Genomic DNA, 15965 nt, shown 5'->3' on the forward strand with positions numbered 1-15965 from the left:
AGATCAGTTGAGTGTTTTTTTCTGGATTTTTTAATACAGGAAACAGGATTGCTTAATGTCCTAAATCCTTTTATTTTTATTATCCTTTTCCTTGTCCCTCTACATTTGTGGTCGGGGGTTCCAGCAACTCAAAGAATTGGTCTAGTTTGGGCAAAATAATGATTTCCGTTCTGCGGTTAACGGCCCTACCCTCTGCTGTTGCATTGGTGGTTTTTGGCAGATATTCAGAACGTCCCCCAGCGGTTATTCTTATGGGTTGAACGGCAAATTTAGTCTGCATTAATCGTACAATCGATGTTGCCCTTTTTACACTTAAATCCCAATTGTCGACCATGCATTCGGTAGAAATGGGGACATTGTCTGTATGGCCCTCTACCAAAATATCCAATTCCTTATGGTCATTGATGATCTTGGCTATTTTACCAATAACTTCCTCTGCCCTGCTACTTATGTTGTAGCTACCGGAACGGAAGAGCATCTTGTCTGAAATAGAGACATAGACCACTCCTTTTTTCACCTCAATATTAATGTCCTCATCCTCAAAATTGTCCAAGGATCTTTTTAAGTTCATGACCAATACCAAATTAATGGAGTCTTTTCGCTGTATACTACTGGTAAGGTCTTTTATGTATTTATTCTGTTCGTTTAGGGCTTCCAAAGATTTTTTAATGCTTTCGGCCCCTGATTTGCTTACAACGGATAGATCAGAAAGTCGGGCCAACAAGTCTGTATTGGTACTTTTAAAGTATTCCATTTGTTGCTCCAAGGATTTGGACCTGTTTTTCTCATTGGCCAATCCGGCTTCCAACAAATTGATTTGGTTCTTGCTGGTATTTAATTCATTCTCACAATTTACAGCCCGGTCCTGCATAGCAGTATATTTTTTTTGGCTTACACAGGAAGTGAAAAGGGTAATTGCCAATACGTAAAGATATAGTGTTTTCATAGTTAGAGGTTTACTGAATAATAGTTGTCCCATAAAGTAAGTCACAATTCAAATGGTGTCAAATGATAAATATCATGTAGTGCAATGGCCTTTACGTTTTTGGATATTGGCATTATTTCTCTAAACACTTCATCCTATAGGTTTAATGAACTGGTGCTACATATTAATTAACTAATACGTGGCTTGCATTTATTAATGACAATGGTCATAGGTTGGTGATGACTTAAGGTATAGCTTTATAAGCCTTAGCACGAATTAATGAAAGGGTGCTGCCAAAACCCTATACAAGAGGGATAAGGAACCACTATACTTTTTCTTCTTAAGGGCAGCAGGATATTAAAAGATAGAATTCTATGAAAAAATTTAGAAAGATACTTCTTGTATTCTTATCGATTGCTTTGGTCTTCTTGGTGTTTATGTTTTGGTATCAAAATGAATACGCTATGGACCATGCCCAAGAGTACGAGGTAAATTCTCCCGCGGAAAATTCCAGGTTGCTGTTGGCCACACAGGGAAGTGATTTTAAAAATGCCATTACGACCGCCATTGTGGATTATTACAAAACGGAGTCGGTATATATTAAGGTAATAGATATTTCCGCATTGGTAGGTGTAAATCCTAATAATTACGACGCCTTATTGATAATCCATACCTGGGAGAATTGGAAGCCACCCTCAGCGGTTAAATCGTTTATGGACAGAACCAAGGACTACAGGGACAAGACCGTTGTCCTGACTACCTCGGGAGAAGGGTCCTATAAAATGGAAGGGGTTGATGCTTTTACGGGAGAATCAATTTTGGACGAAACTCCCAATTACGTGGGTCAAATTATAAATAAATTAAACCCTTTATTAAAGTTGTAAATATTGCAATACGGTTTCTGGTTACTGGATATCAAATACGCATGAATAGTTATGTATAATTTTAAGAACTCTAATATAGCCGACTGGTTTTCCTTTTATCGAATTTTGGCCGTACCGCTATTGCTCGGTCTAATTTGGTTTGGGGAACGGGAATGGTTTAGTTGGATGCTTCTTGTTAGCTACAGTACCGATGCCATAGATGGGTTCTTGGCAAGAAGATTAAAGATTTCCAGTGCCAGGGGATCACAGTTGGATTCTATGGGAGATCAAGTAACCCTTATTATGGGATTGATTGGTTTGATCTTTTTTGAAATCACTTTCATTAAGGAGAACCTTCTTCTTATAATAATTGCATTTGTACCTTACCTGATCCAGATGTCCATTGCCTTTGCCAAATACGGTAAAGCCACCGCCTTTCATACCTATTTGGCCAAGTTATCTGCCATTACCCAAGGGATATTTATTTTATGGTTGTTGTTCTTTGGACCTGTATATTGGTTGTTTTATACCATGATTGTTTTGGGGGTGTTGGAAACTGTTGAGGAAATTACGCTTATCTTTATGTATGATGACTGGGTAGAGGATGTAAAAGGTTATTTCTGGGCGTTGAAAGATAAAAGACGGCTTGTAAATAACAATAACCAATAGAAAACCCCAATTAATGCGATCCTACACTTTTTTTGCAATAGTCCTTTTATGTTTGGCCATTTTATTGATCGATGCCCTGGCGTTCTACTGGCTTAAATCTATTATGGAGCCTATTGAATCTTCCAACATTAAGAATACTATTTATATTGCCTTTTGGTTTTTTACCATTGGTCTCATTATTTCTATATTGGTATTGAAAATTAGATTGGAAAGTATATCACCTTATAGAAAGCAACTTCTTATTTCATCCTTATATGGATTAACCGTTTCCTCCTTTATTCCCAAGCTGATCTTTGTAGTTGTCATTTCCATACTTTATTTCTCAAATTTTTTGATCTCAGGGGAAAAGTCCTTGCTGATCATTCCTTTGGTAGGTGTTTTTTTTGGGTTTTTGCCATTCTTCGTTATTGTGTATGCCGTCTTCAGGGCCGTATATAGATTTAAGGTCCACAAGGTGGTTATAAAAGCAGATTTGTTGCCTCAAAATTTTAATGGATTGCGGATAGTTCAAATATCCGATCTTCACTTGGGCAGTTTCAATTATCGCTATCATATATTGCAACGCGCCATCAATACCATAAATAATTTAAAGCCCGACTTTATTTTTTTTACCGGCGATTTGGTCAACAATTATTCTTGGGAACTAAATGGATGGGAGGATGTACTAGAGACACTGACCGCACAACAGGGAAAATATTCGGTTTTGGGAAATCATGATTATGGGGATTACAGTAAATGGGAATCGGAAGAAGAGAGAAGGCGCAATTTTGCGGACATAAAGGATTTCCATGACAAAATTGGTTTTAAGCTCTTGCTGAATGAAGCAGAATGTATAGAAAACAAAGGGGAGAAAATTGCCATTGTGGGAGTGGAAAACTGGGGGAATCCACCTTTTAAGCAATATGGGGACCTTCAGAAGGCCCTAAAGGGAGTTGATGGCATTGGGTTTAAAATTTTATTGTCCCATGACCCCTCGCATTGGAGCGAGGAGGTGGTGGATAAGACCAATATAGCCCTTACGCTCTCAGGACATACCCACGGTATGCAGGCGGGGATCAACATTAAAAATAGAGAATGGAGTCCTATAAAATACAAATACAAGCATTGGGCAGGATTATATCGCTTAGGCCATCAATTTCTATATGTAAGCCGAGGATTGGGGTGGATGGGATTTCCAGGCCGATTGGGCATGCGTCCGGAAATTACCTTTATAGAGCTTGAAAAGGAATAGTTTAACCATCATCATTATTTCTGGTTGCTTATAAGTATAACTGGATTTAAGGAACTTACTCATTATTTTTTTCCAGCTCCTTCTTTTGCTCTTTTTCCTTCTTTTTGAAATAGCGGCGGGTGAGAAAGTTATGCTTTAAGGCTTCCGTTACTTCATTGAAATTTTTAACTCCTTCCGTGACGTTTTCCATACTGGTTTCCAATTGCCCTACCAATACGGTGTCTGTGGCCAAATAGTTAATGGCCCCCTTGCCTGTTTTAATATCCCCAATGACCGAATTTATGTCCTTGGTCATTTTTTCGATCTCCAGACTGGAATTTTCCAGATGGGAAATAACATTTTTCATTTTATCCCCGGTAATGGAGTCCTTTAGTAACACACCTGCAGTACTATTATCAAAATCCAACTGCTTTACAATCTGGTTTATCTCGGCGATCATTATGTTGGCTTCATTACTGGTATGCTTCAGATTGGTAATGGTTTGGTGAAGCTCATTGGCCATAAGGGAATCGTTCAACAACCTGCCAAAGGTGCCTTTGCCCTGGGTCAAGGATCTAGTTACCTTTAGTAGGTCTTCTGTCAACAATGCGGCATTTTCATTGGTTTGGTTAAGGGTGTTCAGCATATCCTGGGTGGCTACCCGGCTAAAGGATTGTAATTCATCCCCTGGACCAATATGCGTAGCCTTTCCTTCTCCTGGAACGATATTGATAAGCATACTGCCCACAAGTCCATCAGAACCAATAGTGGCTACGGCATCTTTTTTAATGTGATTTTGCATTTTTTCCTCAATGATCATGTGCACGCGAATGGTGGTATCATTGATCATCTCAATTTTGTTCACGGTGCCTACGTTTATACCGGAAAAGCGTACATTATTTCCGTTCTGAAGTCCGTTGGCATTCTTAAAAATGGCCGTAATAGGAATGGTCTTTCCAAACATATTTTGTCTGTTGCCAATTAAATAGGTAGCAATAACAAGTAGTGCCGTGCCGAGGACAACGAATATTCCGAGTTTCAAATTTTCTAATTTTGTCTTTGCCATGTTCTTATTTTTTAAAAAAAGCATCCACTTTTGGATCGGTGGATTGTGATAATTGTGAATAGGTACCTTCGGCATAATTAATACCATCTACCAAGAGTATCATCCGCTCCGAAATAACCCTGGCACAATCTACATCATGGGTAATGATCAGGGAAGATGTGCCGTATTTCTTTTGTATGGAACGCATAAGTTCTATAATCTCCTTGGAGGTAATGGGATCCAAGCCACTGGTTGGCTCGTCATAGAGCATTACCTTTGGTTTTAGGATAAGGGTACGTGCCAAGGCCACCCTTCTTTTCATACCTCCGGATAATTCTACTGGCATTAGATCCATAGTATGGGCCAAACCAACATTTTCAAGGGCTTCCCTTACCAATGGTTCGGTATCTGCAACCACTCCCAATTTTTCCTTGTGCCTGCGCATGGGAAATTCCAAATTTTCACGTACCGTCATGGAATCGTATAGCGCACTTCCCTGAAAAAGAAATCCGATATCCGAACGCAATTCGTCCAAATTTTGCTGGTCCAAGGAGTTGATTTCCTTGCCCAGAACCTTAACCGTTCCACTATCTGGTTTTACCAGGCCAACCAAGCATTTTATCATTACCGATTTCCCGGAGCCAGACTTCCCCATGACCACTAGGTTTTCCCCTTCCATTAGGGTCATATTAAATCCGTTCAAGACATGATTGTCCCCAAAACTTTTATAAAGGTCCTTGATCTCTATAACCGCCTTTCCGCCTTGGGCAGATTCGCTCCGATTTGTTATTTGGTCTTGGTCTGTCATGTTAAAGCTCATAAAAAATATCGGAAATAAATACCGCTATAAAATCTATTACAAACAATAGTAATGATGCCATTACTACAGCGGTATTGGCCGCTACCCCTACACCTGCAGTTCCTTTTTTGGAATAATAGCCTTTATAACAGCCTACCAATCCTATTGCAAAGCCAAAAAAGAACGATTTTATGGTGGCCGGTACCAGATCACTAAAGGACAAGGCATCGAATACGGTATTAAAATAAAGTTGAAAGGAAACGTCTCCTTTTAAATTCTCTACAAGTGCGGATCCGTATAGGGCTACCAAATCTCCGTATATCACTAAAATGGGTAGCATTAAAGTGGTGGCCATTATCCGTGTTATTACCAAATACTTAAATGGGTTGGTCCCCGAGACTTCCATGGCATCAATTTGTTCGGTAACTCGCATGGAACCTAATTCCGCACCTATTCCAGAAGCAATTCTGCCCGCACAGATAAGGGCGGTGATTACAGGTCCTATTTCCCTTACTATGGAAATCCCTACCATATTCGGCATCCAGGAAACAGCTCCAAATTGAATCAGGGTGGGTCTGGATTGCAGCGTAAGTACCAGTCCAATAATAAAGCCCGTTACCGTTACCAGGATCAGCGACCTATTTCCCATCTGATAGCATTGGCGCAATAATTCCTTAAACTCGAAAGGAGGTTTTAAGACCTCCTTAAAAAATCGGGCAGCGAAATGGGAGAGATCTCCTATCTCTATGAAAAATTCCTTCACCCCTTTAAATAATGTAGATGTTTCGCCCATACCCTAATCCCTTTGTAAGGGTCTATTTCATCAAAGATAGCATGAAAGTAAAGGGCTTAAAATGAGGAATGTCATATACAGGGGTGGTGACCGTTGTCATTTTATATTCCTTGGAACCGTATTAGTTTTGCTTAAAATAACACCAAATTTTACCCCCATGATTAAATTGAATGTAATCATCTTCCATGTATTTGTTCTTTTGATAGTTTCATGTAATGTTAACCGACCTATTTCCGCAGAAAACCCTTCCGCAGAAAATCCTCTCTCTGTTCAGCAACATTTAGTACCGAAAAATAGTATCCCTAAGAAAGCCAAACCTACAATGGCATATGTTGATCGGGATATTACGGTGTCCAATTATTTTGATTTTATGGATGGTTTGGTGAAGAAGTATGATTCCATAGTGCCCTATGCCTTGACCGAACACGTGCTGGTGCGAGCCAATCCTTGGATCATGGATACTTTGGCCAATACGGATTATTACAGGCAAATGGCAAAAGATTCCTTTGTTTATGATCAACGGAAAATGATCGTACTACGGAGCAATGATTCCTTGTTGATACCGGATGCCGAAACGGGCCAGCAACTTATCAAGGATATGGAAAATACCTTGATAGATATAAATATTCCCGAATATAAGCTCCGCATTTATCAAGATTCCTTGTTGTTATTTACCTTTCCGATCAGGGTAGGGCAAGATAGAAAAAGGTATTTGGCCATGGGAGATCGCGTAACAGATTTAAGGACCAAAACAGGAAAAGGCAAGATAGTAAGGTTGGAGCGGAATCCTAGTTTTTATAACCCTGTTACCGGCAAGCGATTTTATGTGACGCGAAGGGATGATAAGAAAACGACCATAATGCCTAAAATACCATGGATAGAAACAGAAATTAATGGTATTCGCAATGGGCAAATGATACACCCCACCACCAATCCGGAAACCTTGGGTAAGGCGTCTTCCAATGGATGTATTGGAGTTACCGAGGCAGACGCTTGGATTATTTATTACCATGCGCCATTAAACACCGCTGTCCAAATACGCTATGATTTGGATATTTTGGATGAAAATGGGGAAATACAGAAATTAAAGGACATCTACAACTATCAATAGTCGGCCCACTTTATTAGATAGAAATATATCACTACCCGAAGAGTTAAATGCCAATTGATGTAAAAAAACATAATCCCCAAAAGGGATTATGTTTTTAACTCTTGTCTTGTGAAGATTCGTTTTCAAGTTTCTCAAATTCTGATTGATACCTTTCCAAAAACCTTTGCTGCATCGTTTCCATTCTTTTCTGGATCCTATCTATATCCATAAAATCCTCCCCAAAATCGCTGTCAAAGAAATCGTCGTCAAAGAACCTTTTGGTAAAAGGGGAATCATCGGAGAAAAGGTCTCCAAAACGCTGATTGTCTATATGCGAAAAGTTCCTGTAAAATTTGGATCGGAAAGATTGCAGGAGACTATCCGGATTCCTTTGGGCCAATTCGTCCAGATTATCGGTAGATGACCAAGAATAAATCGAATCGTATCGAATAAGGTTTCCGTTTTCATCGAATTCCTTATCCACCTTCCAAGTACCTTTGGGCGGTTCCACTTGGGCTATACTGTCCTTTTGTAGGTTGGCCTCTTTTTTATTCTCTTGGGCGTTGCAACTTAGGTTCAAAATTGCCACCATTGAAAGAATTGCTATTTTTTTCATGTTAAACAATTTTTAGTTACACATTGATTCATCTGAAATTCCGCAAAATTTTTGCCAAAATATCTGATAATCAGGGGTTGTCAGGTTAAAAAATGTTAAAAATAATGGATTTTTAGATGGTGTTGATCTTATAAAAATCCATGATCATATCGTCTGGGAAATACATTGGCAATCACTAAAAAAGACCCTTAAAATTTTCTGGGTATTCCTGGAAATGTTTACAATCGTTATTTTGTTCACGGCCTATTGCTTTTATTGTTTTAAGTAAATCAATTTAAGGGAACACTTCAATTGTATTCGAGGCCATTAGTTCTCCCAAAGACCCAAGGCCGTTTAAATATCTAGGAGATTATCTAGGTGCCTAGCGGCATGCTCGTATCCGATCATATAGGCCTTGTCAATTCCCTTTTCGTCCAAGACCTTGATATATTCCAGATCTTTTGGTCGGAAAAGGATGTCCGTGGCACATAACTTTTCCCTGCTGTTAGCATGTAGCATAAGCCTGTTAACGCGGTTGGCCAATTGGAGTGGACTTTTTAGGACCGTCTTTGCCATTTCTTTCATTCCGGAGGTGTAGCAGCCAATAATATAATCCACCTTGTTTGTTAGGGGTTCCAAGGGAAAATTGTTCATTATCCCGCCATCGGCATAGAGACGTCCATCAATGGTGACGGGATTGAAAACTGGCGGCAGCGCTGCTGAGGCCAGCAATGGCCGTATCAGTTCACCAGAACTGAATACCTTAGGAACCCCGGATTGCAGGTCGGTAGCAGTAATGAACAGCTCTTTTTCCAATATATCGAAAGAATCCTTCCCAAAGTATTTCGAAAAAAAGAGATAATATTTTTCGGTATCGTACAGTCCTGGTGTCCTGATGGTAAAGAAATTGTATTTGAACAGCGGTGTTTCTTTAAAGAAGTCCAACATATTCAACTGACTTGTTCCATTGGCGTATAATGCCCCGACAATAGCGCCAGCACTTACCCCTGAAATGATATCGGGGTAAATATCTCTTTCGTTAAGGGCCTTGATGATTCCTATATGCGCCATTCCCTTAAGCCCTCCTCCAGATAACACGAGGCCAATAGTCTTTTCCTTAAGTACCTGCAATTTCATTATTCTATAATCAATTCATTCAAATTCCGTTTTAGGCCCTACAACATTGGTTAAGACTGGTAAATACCTCCAGATTCGATCAACTTCAACAACCGATTCTGATGTACGGTACGTGAAAATCGTTCCCCGTATCTATAGTGGACGCATTCCAAAAAAGTGTTGTTGTTGATGATACCCGTTAACGGATCTTTTTTCGATACATATCTTACAACCTCCATTTTTTGGGCATTATTGTCCCATTTAATCTTTACCCAATCGCCGGGTTTGAATTTTTTAATTATCATACTCTTATAGTTTTTAAAGGTTAGGGTTTTAACAGGGAAGACGAGTGCGTTTTGGGCCACTTCCCCACAATTTATCTTTTGAATTAGCCGGGAAGTTTATAGGCTTCTTATGCACTCTCATTATTGAGGCCATTGGCGATTGCCTCGCTTGCTGTACCCTTGTATTTTCCATAACCTTCCCAACTTTTTCGGCAATTCTCTAAACAATAGGTATAACGTTAACCAGATCATATATCGAGATATTAAAGTCTAAAGGGCGAACGAGAGGTGGCGCTTTACAAAAGTTTAAGGTCTAGGCCATGTAAATGGTCTTATCTAAATGCAACTTGCCATCGTTTGGGCAACTATCGGTAAAATCCTAATGGCATATTGGTAGCATTAATGACTTTAGCTGCTTCGTTTATAGGCTCGTATTTCGCTAACCTTATATTTTGGGTTGCACATTATGGCGACTAAACCATTTTCTAATTTACCTTAATGATCCTTTGGGTCGGTCGACCTTTTTTCTTGCCGATTTTTAGGGTCAACAGGCCATTTTTCATTTTTGCTTCCAATTGTTCTGGATCTACATTGTTGGGTAGGCTGAACGCCCTATAAAAAGAATTATGAACGAATTCTTGACGTACCCAGTTTCTGCCTTCTTCCTCAGTTTTATGTTCTAGCTGCGCGCTTATGGTCAGATAATTATCGACCACTTCAATATGCACATCTTTTTTTTCCAATCCGGGCAATGCTACGGAAAGCTCAAAGGCAACATTGTCGTCACTTATGTTTGTAGAGGGTATCGTTACCAGTTCTTCGTCATCTTTTTTACGGTGCGGTAATAGCTTGTCCACAAAATTGTCCAAGAATGGTGGAAACTTGATTGCCTTGCCCAATTCTTTGCCAAATATCTTCATATTCACCAATTTTTTAGGTTCAACAGTAAATAGGGAAAAGGGGGCCGAATCTTCGGCCCGCCTTACCGCTAATTCAAGAAATCTTTATACTTCTGGCTGGTTTTTGCTTGGCCTCTTCCTTTTTTGGAAGGTTAATGCTCAAAATCCCCTCGTCATATTTGGCCTTGATCTTGCCTTCATCAACGGTTTCAGGTAGCGTAAAGCTTCTCTTGAAAGATGCGTACCCAAACTCCCTACGAGTATAGTTTTCCTCTTTCAGATCTTTTTGCTCCTCTGTTTCGGTTGAAATGGAGAGTACCTGATTGTCTAGGACAATGTTAAAATCGGATTTTTTGAGCCCTGGAACAGCCATTTCGACGAAATAGTCCTCAGCGGTCTCTTTTATGTTTACCATCGGAAGGCTCATGCCGGTGTTGAAGTTTTGAGAAAATACCGATGGCCATTCCCTATCAAAAAAATCATCGAATAATGACCACATTGGGAGATTCGATTTCCTGTAGGGATTTGTTTTTGTCAAACCCCCATTGTTAGAAACTTTTGCTAAAGTGCTCATAATAATAAAGATTTAAGTTAAACAATATTTTCACCTTTTATCGAACAATAAAAATGCCAAAATCAATTGCTTAAAAAGTAACGGCAAAATTTTAAAATCTTTTTAAGAAAATCATGTCGAACAACCCAAGCAGCGTCGGTTTTAAAATGTCAAAATGACATTCTGAATGACATTTTTTATTACCTAAAGCGTTAAAGCACTGACACTTATAGTGTTTATGTCATTGGATAAAATTGCTTTTTCCATAACCATTGGAATTCTCAATGAACCTTATTAAAGATTTGGTTTTGGAACAGTATTTGAATATCGTAATGTGGTTATCCATTATCCAAATCCTTTTTGGATAATGATGTATTGCCCAAGACAATTTTCTGAATATTGTTGAATATTAAAGTTTTGATGTCATGGAAAATATAGATGATACACAAGGTGCCCAAAGGGGTCTGCATGGACTTGCGGCCTTATACTTTAAGGAATTGATACGTTTGAAGGAGGACGAAGATCGAGAAGCGTTCAACAAGTTGGTGCAGACCATACTACCAGATGTGGAAGGCTATATTGCAAACCGTCTTAGTACTTCGGTTAGGAATGGTTATATTCCAAAGGGAAAGTACAAAGTAGAGGAATTTGTCAATGCACTTTATCTTCAGGCATTTGAGCGAATCTCCGAAATAGAGGATGAAAGAGATCTACCGTTCTGGCTTTTCCAAAAGGCGGACGAACTGCTGCAAGAAACCATAGTCGAAGAGGAATACAATACGCGTTTCCTTGATGACATAGAAAAATTTTCAAATACCGAATGGATTCAAATGCAAGAGGATTACAGCGTGGACAGAGAAGGAGAGCGGACCTTATTGGAGGAGTTTAACGACCCGTCCTATCCGAAATATGATTACCAATTGGCAGATGTTTTTATCGAAGACCCAGAAGACGAATGGATCGAAAAGCTTAATGAGGAACTGGGCGGGGACCAAATGCACAAACATATCGATATGGTACTGCACCGCTTTCCTGCTCCTATGAAATCTATTTACGATCTGGCCGTAAACCAACGGTTTTCGGTTCAGGAAATTTCGAAGATTAAAGGTATTTCCGTTGAAGAGGTAGAATCATATTTGGTACGGACACGAAAACACCTACTTACCAGTTTTAAGGGTAGATATCCACAAAAGAACGTGCAATCCTAAAAAGGAAATGTTGCTGGAAGCTTAGGATTATTTATTGCCACACGCCCTTAAATACCCCTGTCCAAATATGATCTAACTATTTTAGATGATAATGGTTAAAAACAGGAACTAGAGGATATCTATGGTTATCGGTAGCTTTCCCAAATTATTGGTAAATTACTATTTCTAGTTGTAGGCTCTTCATACTTTTTTTAGTTTGCACTTCAAACAATGTATTATGGGTGAATTACAAGATTTCCAAAAGTTGGTTATAGCCAATGCCTCTCAGGCAAAAGGACTATCTAAAGGGGAAATAGCTCCTGATTTTACGTTACTTAATGCCATAGGTAAAAAAGTATCACTATCTGAAGCCTTAAAATCAGGTATTGTAATCTTAAAATTCTATCGCGGCGAATGGTGCCCCATCTGTAATTTGGATCTTCGGGAAATTCAGAATCACTTGCCAGAAATAAAGTCTTTAGGTGCCACCTTATTGGCTATTAGCCCTCAAAGGCCGGATGATGCACTTACGGCCACGCAAAAAAACGAACTGGAATTTGAGGTGCTTAGTGATGCGGATCAGGAAGTGATAAAGGCATATAACCTTCAGTTTGATCCAGGGGAGGATTATCACCAACGTCGAGATTTAACCCTTTTAAATGGAGGGGGTTTAAAAACCTTACCAGTTCCAGCTACTTTCATAGTCAATACTAACCAGATCATTGAGGCAGCCCATGTTGAGGCCAATTATACCGAAAGGATGGGCCCAAAGGAAATAATCAAGGTTATTGAAAAGATGGTTAATAAGATGTAAAAACCTAGGTATTGTACTATGGAAGGCTTCCATACCAAAATTATACATATACACCCTGTCTTGAGTATTAGTTTCTCCTATCTTCCTAATTTGTTCCATAATTTTTCCCAGAAAGTCCAGGAGTGGAGTTTACTAGGTTGGTTGTAGGTTTCTGGTAGGTACATTTTGGTCTTGGAATTTTTCAATTCACTTAGTAGTCTTCCGCTTCAACAGAATAATTTTTTTCTAGGTATCCAATGCGGCCATCCTCGGAAATTGCCTCTACAACAATTATATAATCCCCTGCAATGTCCCCATTGTAAAAACTAGCAGAAACTTTACCATCTTGATCGGTCTTTATACTTGGAGACCAATGGATCAATGATCTTAAATCGGGTTTTTGATTATCCTCAGCCGGTCTGTCATATTTCGGGGCATAGAATTCCTTCTCAGGGGAGAATATTTCAATAGTAGATTCCATTGTACCCGGTGCAGGACTATCGGTAACATGAATGCCCACTCCTCCTTTGGTATAGACAGAAATAATATGGCCTAAAGTAGGAGCTTCCAAGGGATCTGTCTCAGGAAAAACTGTCAGATATTGTTTTACAAAAAATTTGGCGTATTTTATAATTTCCACACTCTCCACGATACCAGGTGGCATTTGGGGAACAAACTCATATTCCTCTTTAGTGAGTAATTTGCCGTCTACCACCAACAAGGTCGGTTCTCCTCGGCCTCCTATAACGTGGGCCAGCATAAAGCCATCGGAAAATTGCTCTATTGTTAACTGGTGCCCATATTCGAACATAAGGATACTGTACAGCCCGTAGGACCATTTCCTTTCTTTGGAACGTATGACGTCCCCTTCTATGACCACATCAGGTTCCCCGAATTGTTTATAGGCCTTTTGCCGTTCAGGGGTCAATCGATAGCCCTCTACCACCACCTCGTCCAATTGGGTTACGCCATACAGGGAGTCAAATATCGCCTCCGTTTTTTGCCGCTCCTTCTGGGCCTTTACCACGGCCCGAGCTACAGAATCTACTTCTTCTACAGAAATGGTAGGTTCATATTCCACTTTTGGACTATTAGGGGTATCCATAAAAATGGTGTAGTTGGATTTTTTGCCCTCTTGGTCCTTGCTATTGAGCAATATCTTCATCCGTTTTCCATAGGCGTCGTCCAATAAAAAATGAAACCTTCCCATACTATCTGTTCTTTGGGTATAAAAGGTAGGCGCCTTGCCGAAGGTGACCAAGGAGATATCGGCATTTCTAACAAGTTCTCTTTTTGGAAAGCCCGAGCGCACTGTACCCTTAACTGCAAGTGCGGGTTGGGGCCAATAGAACTTTGCGCCCTTTCGCTTTGCTGGATATTTGTAACGGCGCCACCCTTGGGTTAACAGAAGGGCGTCAAGGTTGTTATAACGACTGCGGCTATCTTCCCTGAAGTAATAATCGGGTTCTTCCACTTCTCCCCTTAGTTCAGAAGTCAATAAAAAATTGGAGCGAATGGTTTCTCCCTTCCCCTGATGCCAATGTTCCTTGTTTATGGCCAAAATGGATAGATCGGTGGTTGTTGGTGCCGAACCTTTTCCAGAAACCTCAATATCTAGTTTGGTTGATTCCTTCCGTCCATAATGTTTTTTGTCCGTAGACAGGGAAATATCCAATCGATCGTGTTCGGATTCGTTAAAGTACAAGCGTTCCGCTACAGGAATCCGTTCTTCGTCCATTAGGGTAAAGACTATGATTCCCTCGGGCAATTTGCTAGACGGCAAGTGGTAAGACAAGCGGCCTTCCCGTAAGGGCCCCTCCATTAAATAATAATCCGTTCCCCTGCAACTGGCCTTTATGAATACGTGGTCGTTCAAATAATTGGATTCCACTTGGATACGGATCTTATCCTTGGCCCTGCTCACAGATAGGATGCTCCCCTTGGACACTACTTTGGGCAAGGGATAGGTTACCTCTGTTACTAGGCTGTCCGAATAGACAATTTTTGCACTATAGGTGGAAGTGCTATCGGCCTCCACAAAGAAAAAACCCATACCCAAATGGTTGCTCCTAAAAGTGGCTACCTTTCGGCTTTTGGCATCCAATATCTCGCCCTGGACCATCTTTCCCTTTCCGTCCAAACTTACGGCTTTAAAACCGATTTTGTTACGGAATCCATGGATGATGTCACCACTTTCCGGAAAGAACTGCAGATCTATTGGAGGTGTGTTTATAACTAATGTTTTGGTATGGTGAAGACCTTGTCCAGTGTCCAAAGTGAGGGTAATCCAATCCAATTTTTCCTGAATTTCGTAATCCAATGGAAATAGATTGTGACCCTTTCTGTTAACCTTGATTGTATCTTTTCCCTTGCCCCAATTCAGGTATACCTGAACCTGCCGTTCATTTTCACTCCCTATTATTTGTGGCCTAAGCTCGGCTGTTAATGTCCAACGACCATGTTCTTTTTCCACTACGGACAGGCTCTCGATAGGGGCCTTATCATTGTTTTGGGTTGGAGCATATAGATCAACATAGGCCTTGAACATGAAATCATCGCCGAAATTACTGTTCCATTGGGTATAGGCGCGGATCAAATAGCGCCCTTGTGGCATATTCTTGTTGAGTTCAAAAGAACCCTTGCCAATACCTTGGGTAAGTTTCACTAATCTATGTGCCATAATCTGTTCATTGGGTCCTATTAGGTCAACATAGAGTAACCGACTTAGGTTGGATGGAATATGGTTTTCCGAGTCGGTTACAATGGCCTTGAACCAAATGTTCTGGTCCATGGCATAGGCATTGGAATGGAGTTGAAGGTATATTTTTTCAGCTACCGATAAATCAATTGCCTTATTATTTTCTTGGGAAAAAATAGGGGGGAATAGTAAAATGAAGAAGATTAATTTATATCCAATTTTCATTATGAGTAACTGATTTTATAAAATGTATTCCAGTAATTCTGAAATACAATTTAACAATTTTGAAAGCAATATCTTATAAAGTATATAAAACCAAATAGTTACCATAAATAAATATCGAGAATGTTTATGATCTTCTTATGTTGTCCTTAGTACTTAGGCAAATAAAAAAAGTTTCAAAAGTTAAAAACTTTTGAAGCTTCGTGTTTATTGGTGGAGAATAC

At 39.8% G+C, this 15965-nt stretch carries 16 protein-coding genes; 6 read left to right on the forward strand and 10 right to left on the reverse strand.

The genetic code is table 11. The annotated features are described in order from the left end of the window. Positions 1 to 79: 79 nt before the first annotated feature. Entirely contained in the window at positions 80 to 946 is an 867-nt protein-coding gene (locus BUA60_RS03245; RefSeq protein WP_072860282.1) for an OmpA/MotB family protein, read from the reverse strand. Between the two features lie 353 nt (positions 947 to 1299). On the opposite strand from BUA60_RS03245, the gene BUA60_RS03250 reads away from it, so the two are divergent. The 3 genes from BUA60_RS03250 to BUA60_RS03260 are packed head-to-tail and all read left to right on the forward strand — an operon-like array spanning position 1300 to position 3688. After that, positions 1300 to 1809 (forward strand): hypothetical protein, encoded by a 510-nt coding sequence (locus tag BUA60_RS03250; protein WP_072860283.1) that lies wholly within the window; start codon positions 1300 to 1302, stop codon positions 1807 to 1809. Between the two features lie 51 nt (positions 1810 to 1860). Then, the gene (locus BUA60_RS03255; RefSeq protein ID WP_072860284.1) at positions 1861 to 2457 is read left to right on the forward strand and encodes a CDP-alcohol phosphatidyltransferase family protein; all 597 of its coding nucleotides are present in this window, start codon (positions 1861 to 1863) and stop codon (positions 2455 to 2457) included. Between the two features lie 13 nt (positions 2458 to 2470). Then, the gene (locus BUA60_RS03260; RefSeq protein WP_072860285.1) at positions 2471 to 3688 is read left to right on the forward strand and encodes a metallophosphoesterase; all 1218 of its coding nucleotides are present in this window, start codon (positions 2471 to 2473) and stop codon (positions 3686 to 3688) included. 55 nt (positions 3689 to 3743) lie between these two features. Here BUA60_RS03260 and BUA60_RS03265 read toward each other — a convergent pair whose 3' ends face one another. From BUA60_RS03265 to BUA60_RS03275, 3 genes are read right to left on the reverse strand one after another with little or no spacing between them, the layout of a single operon-like run. Then, positions 3744 to 4733, reverse strand: coding sequence for an MlaD family protein (locus BUA60_RS03265; RefSeq protein WP_072860835.1), 990 nt, complete (start codon positions 4731 to 4733; stop codon positions 3744 to 3746). Positions 4734 to 4737: 4 nt separating this feature from the next. Next, a complete protein-coding gene (locus tag BUA60_RS03270) occupies positions 4738 to 5520 on the reverse strand; it encodes an ABC transporter ATP-binding protein (RefSeq protein ID WP_072860836.1) in 783 nt (260 codons plus the stop codon). A gap of 1 nt (position 5521) precedes the next feature. Then, positions 5522 to 6304, reverse strand: coding sequence for an MlaE family ABC transporter permease (locus tag BUA60_RS03275; RefSeq protein ID WP_072860286.1), 783 nt, complete (start codon positions 6302 to 6304; stop codon positions 5522 to 5524). Between the two features lie 157 nt (positions 6305 to 6461). On the opposite strand from BUA60_RS03275, the gene BUA60_RS03280 reads away from it, so the two are divergent. Continuing rightward, positions 6462 to 7415, forward strand: a complete 954-nt coding sequence (locus BUA60_RS03280; RefSeq protein WP_072860837.1) for a L,D-transpeptidase — start codon at positions 6462 to 6464, stop codon at positions 7413 to 7415. A gap of 94 nt (positions 7416 to 7509) precedes the next feature. On the opposite strand, the gene BUA60_RS03285 is transcribed toward BUA60_RS03280, so the two are convergent. From BUA60_RS03285 to BUA60_RS03305, 5 genes are all read right to left on the reverse strand, one after another. Then, positions 7510 to 8010, reverse strand: coding sequence for a hypothetical protein (locus tag BUA60_RS03285; protein ID WP_072860287.1), 501 nt, complete (start codon positions 8008 to 8010; stop codon positions 7510 to 7512). A gap of 333 nt (positions 8011 to 8343) precedes the next feature. Further along, complete coding sequence (locus BUA60_RS03290) at positions 8344 to 9126, reverse strand: patatin-like phospholipase family protein (RefSeq protein ID WP_072860288.1); 783 nt, start codon at positions 9124 to 9126, stop codon at positions 8344 to 8346. Between the two features lie 50 nt (positions 9127 to 9176). Then, positions 9177 to 9410, reverse strand: a complete 234-nt coding sequence (locus tag BUA60_RS03295; protein WP_072860289.1) for a hypothetical protein — start codon at positions 9408 to 9410, stop codon at positions 9177 to 9179. Between the two features lie 464 nt (positions 9411 to 9874). Beyond that, a complete protein-coding gene (locus BUA60_RS03300) occupies positions 9875 to 10309 on the reverse strand; it encodes an Hsp20/alpha crystallin family protein (RefSeq protein WP_072860290.1) in 435 nt (144 codons plus the stop codon). 73 nt (positions 10310 to 10382) lie between these two features. Then, a complete protein-coding gene (locus BUA60_RS03305; protein WP_072860291.1) occupies positions 10383 to 10862 on the reverse strand; it encodes an Hsp20/alpha crystallin family protein in 480 nt (159 codons plus the stop codon). Between the two features lie 404 nt (positions 10863 to 11266). Between BUA60_RS03305 and BUA60_RS03310 the strand changes: the two genes are divergently transcribed. Both BUA60_RS03310 and BUA60_RS03315 read left to right on the forward strand, forming a co-directional pair. Next, the gene (locus tag BUA60_RS03310) at positions 11267 to 12049 is read left to right on the forward strand and encodes an RNA polymerase sigma factor (protein WP_072860292.1); all 783 of its coding nucleotides are present in this window, start codon (positions 11267 to 11269) and stop codon (positions 12047 to 12049) included. A 217-nt stretch (positions 12050 to 12266) separates the two neighbouring features. Then, the gene (locus BUA60_RS03315) at positions 12267 to 12842 is read left to right on the forward strand and encodes a peroxiredoxin-like family protein (protein ID WP_072860293.1); all 576 of its coding nucleotides are present in this window, start codon (positions 12267 to 12269) and stop codon (positions 12840 to 12842) included. A gap of 190 nt (positions 12843 to 13032) precedes the next feature. On the opposite strand, the gene BUA60_RS03320 is transcribed toward BUA60_RS03315, so the two are convergent. Then, the gene (locus BUA60_RS03320; RefSeq protein WP_072860294.1) at positions 13033 to 15744 is read right to left on the reverse strand and encodes a hypothetical protein; all 2712 of its coding nucleotides are present in this window, start codon (positions 15742 to 15744) and stop codon (positions 13033 to 13035) included. Positions 15745 to 15965: the final 221 nt, after the last annotated feature.

The organism is Arenibacter palladensis, from assembly GCF_900129275.1.
In the GTDB taxonomy this organism is placed as follows: domain Bacteria; phylum Bacteroidota; class Bacteroidia; order Flavobacteriales; family Flavobacteriaceae; genus Arenibacter; species Arenibacter palladensis.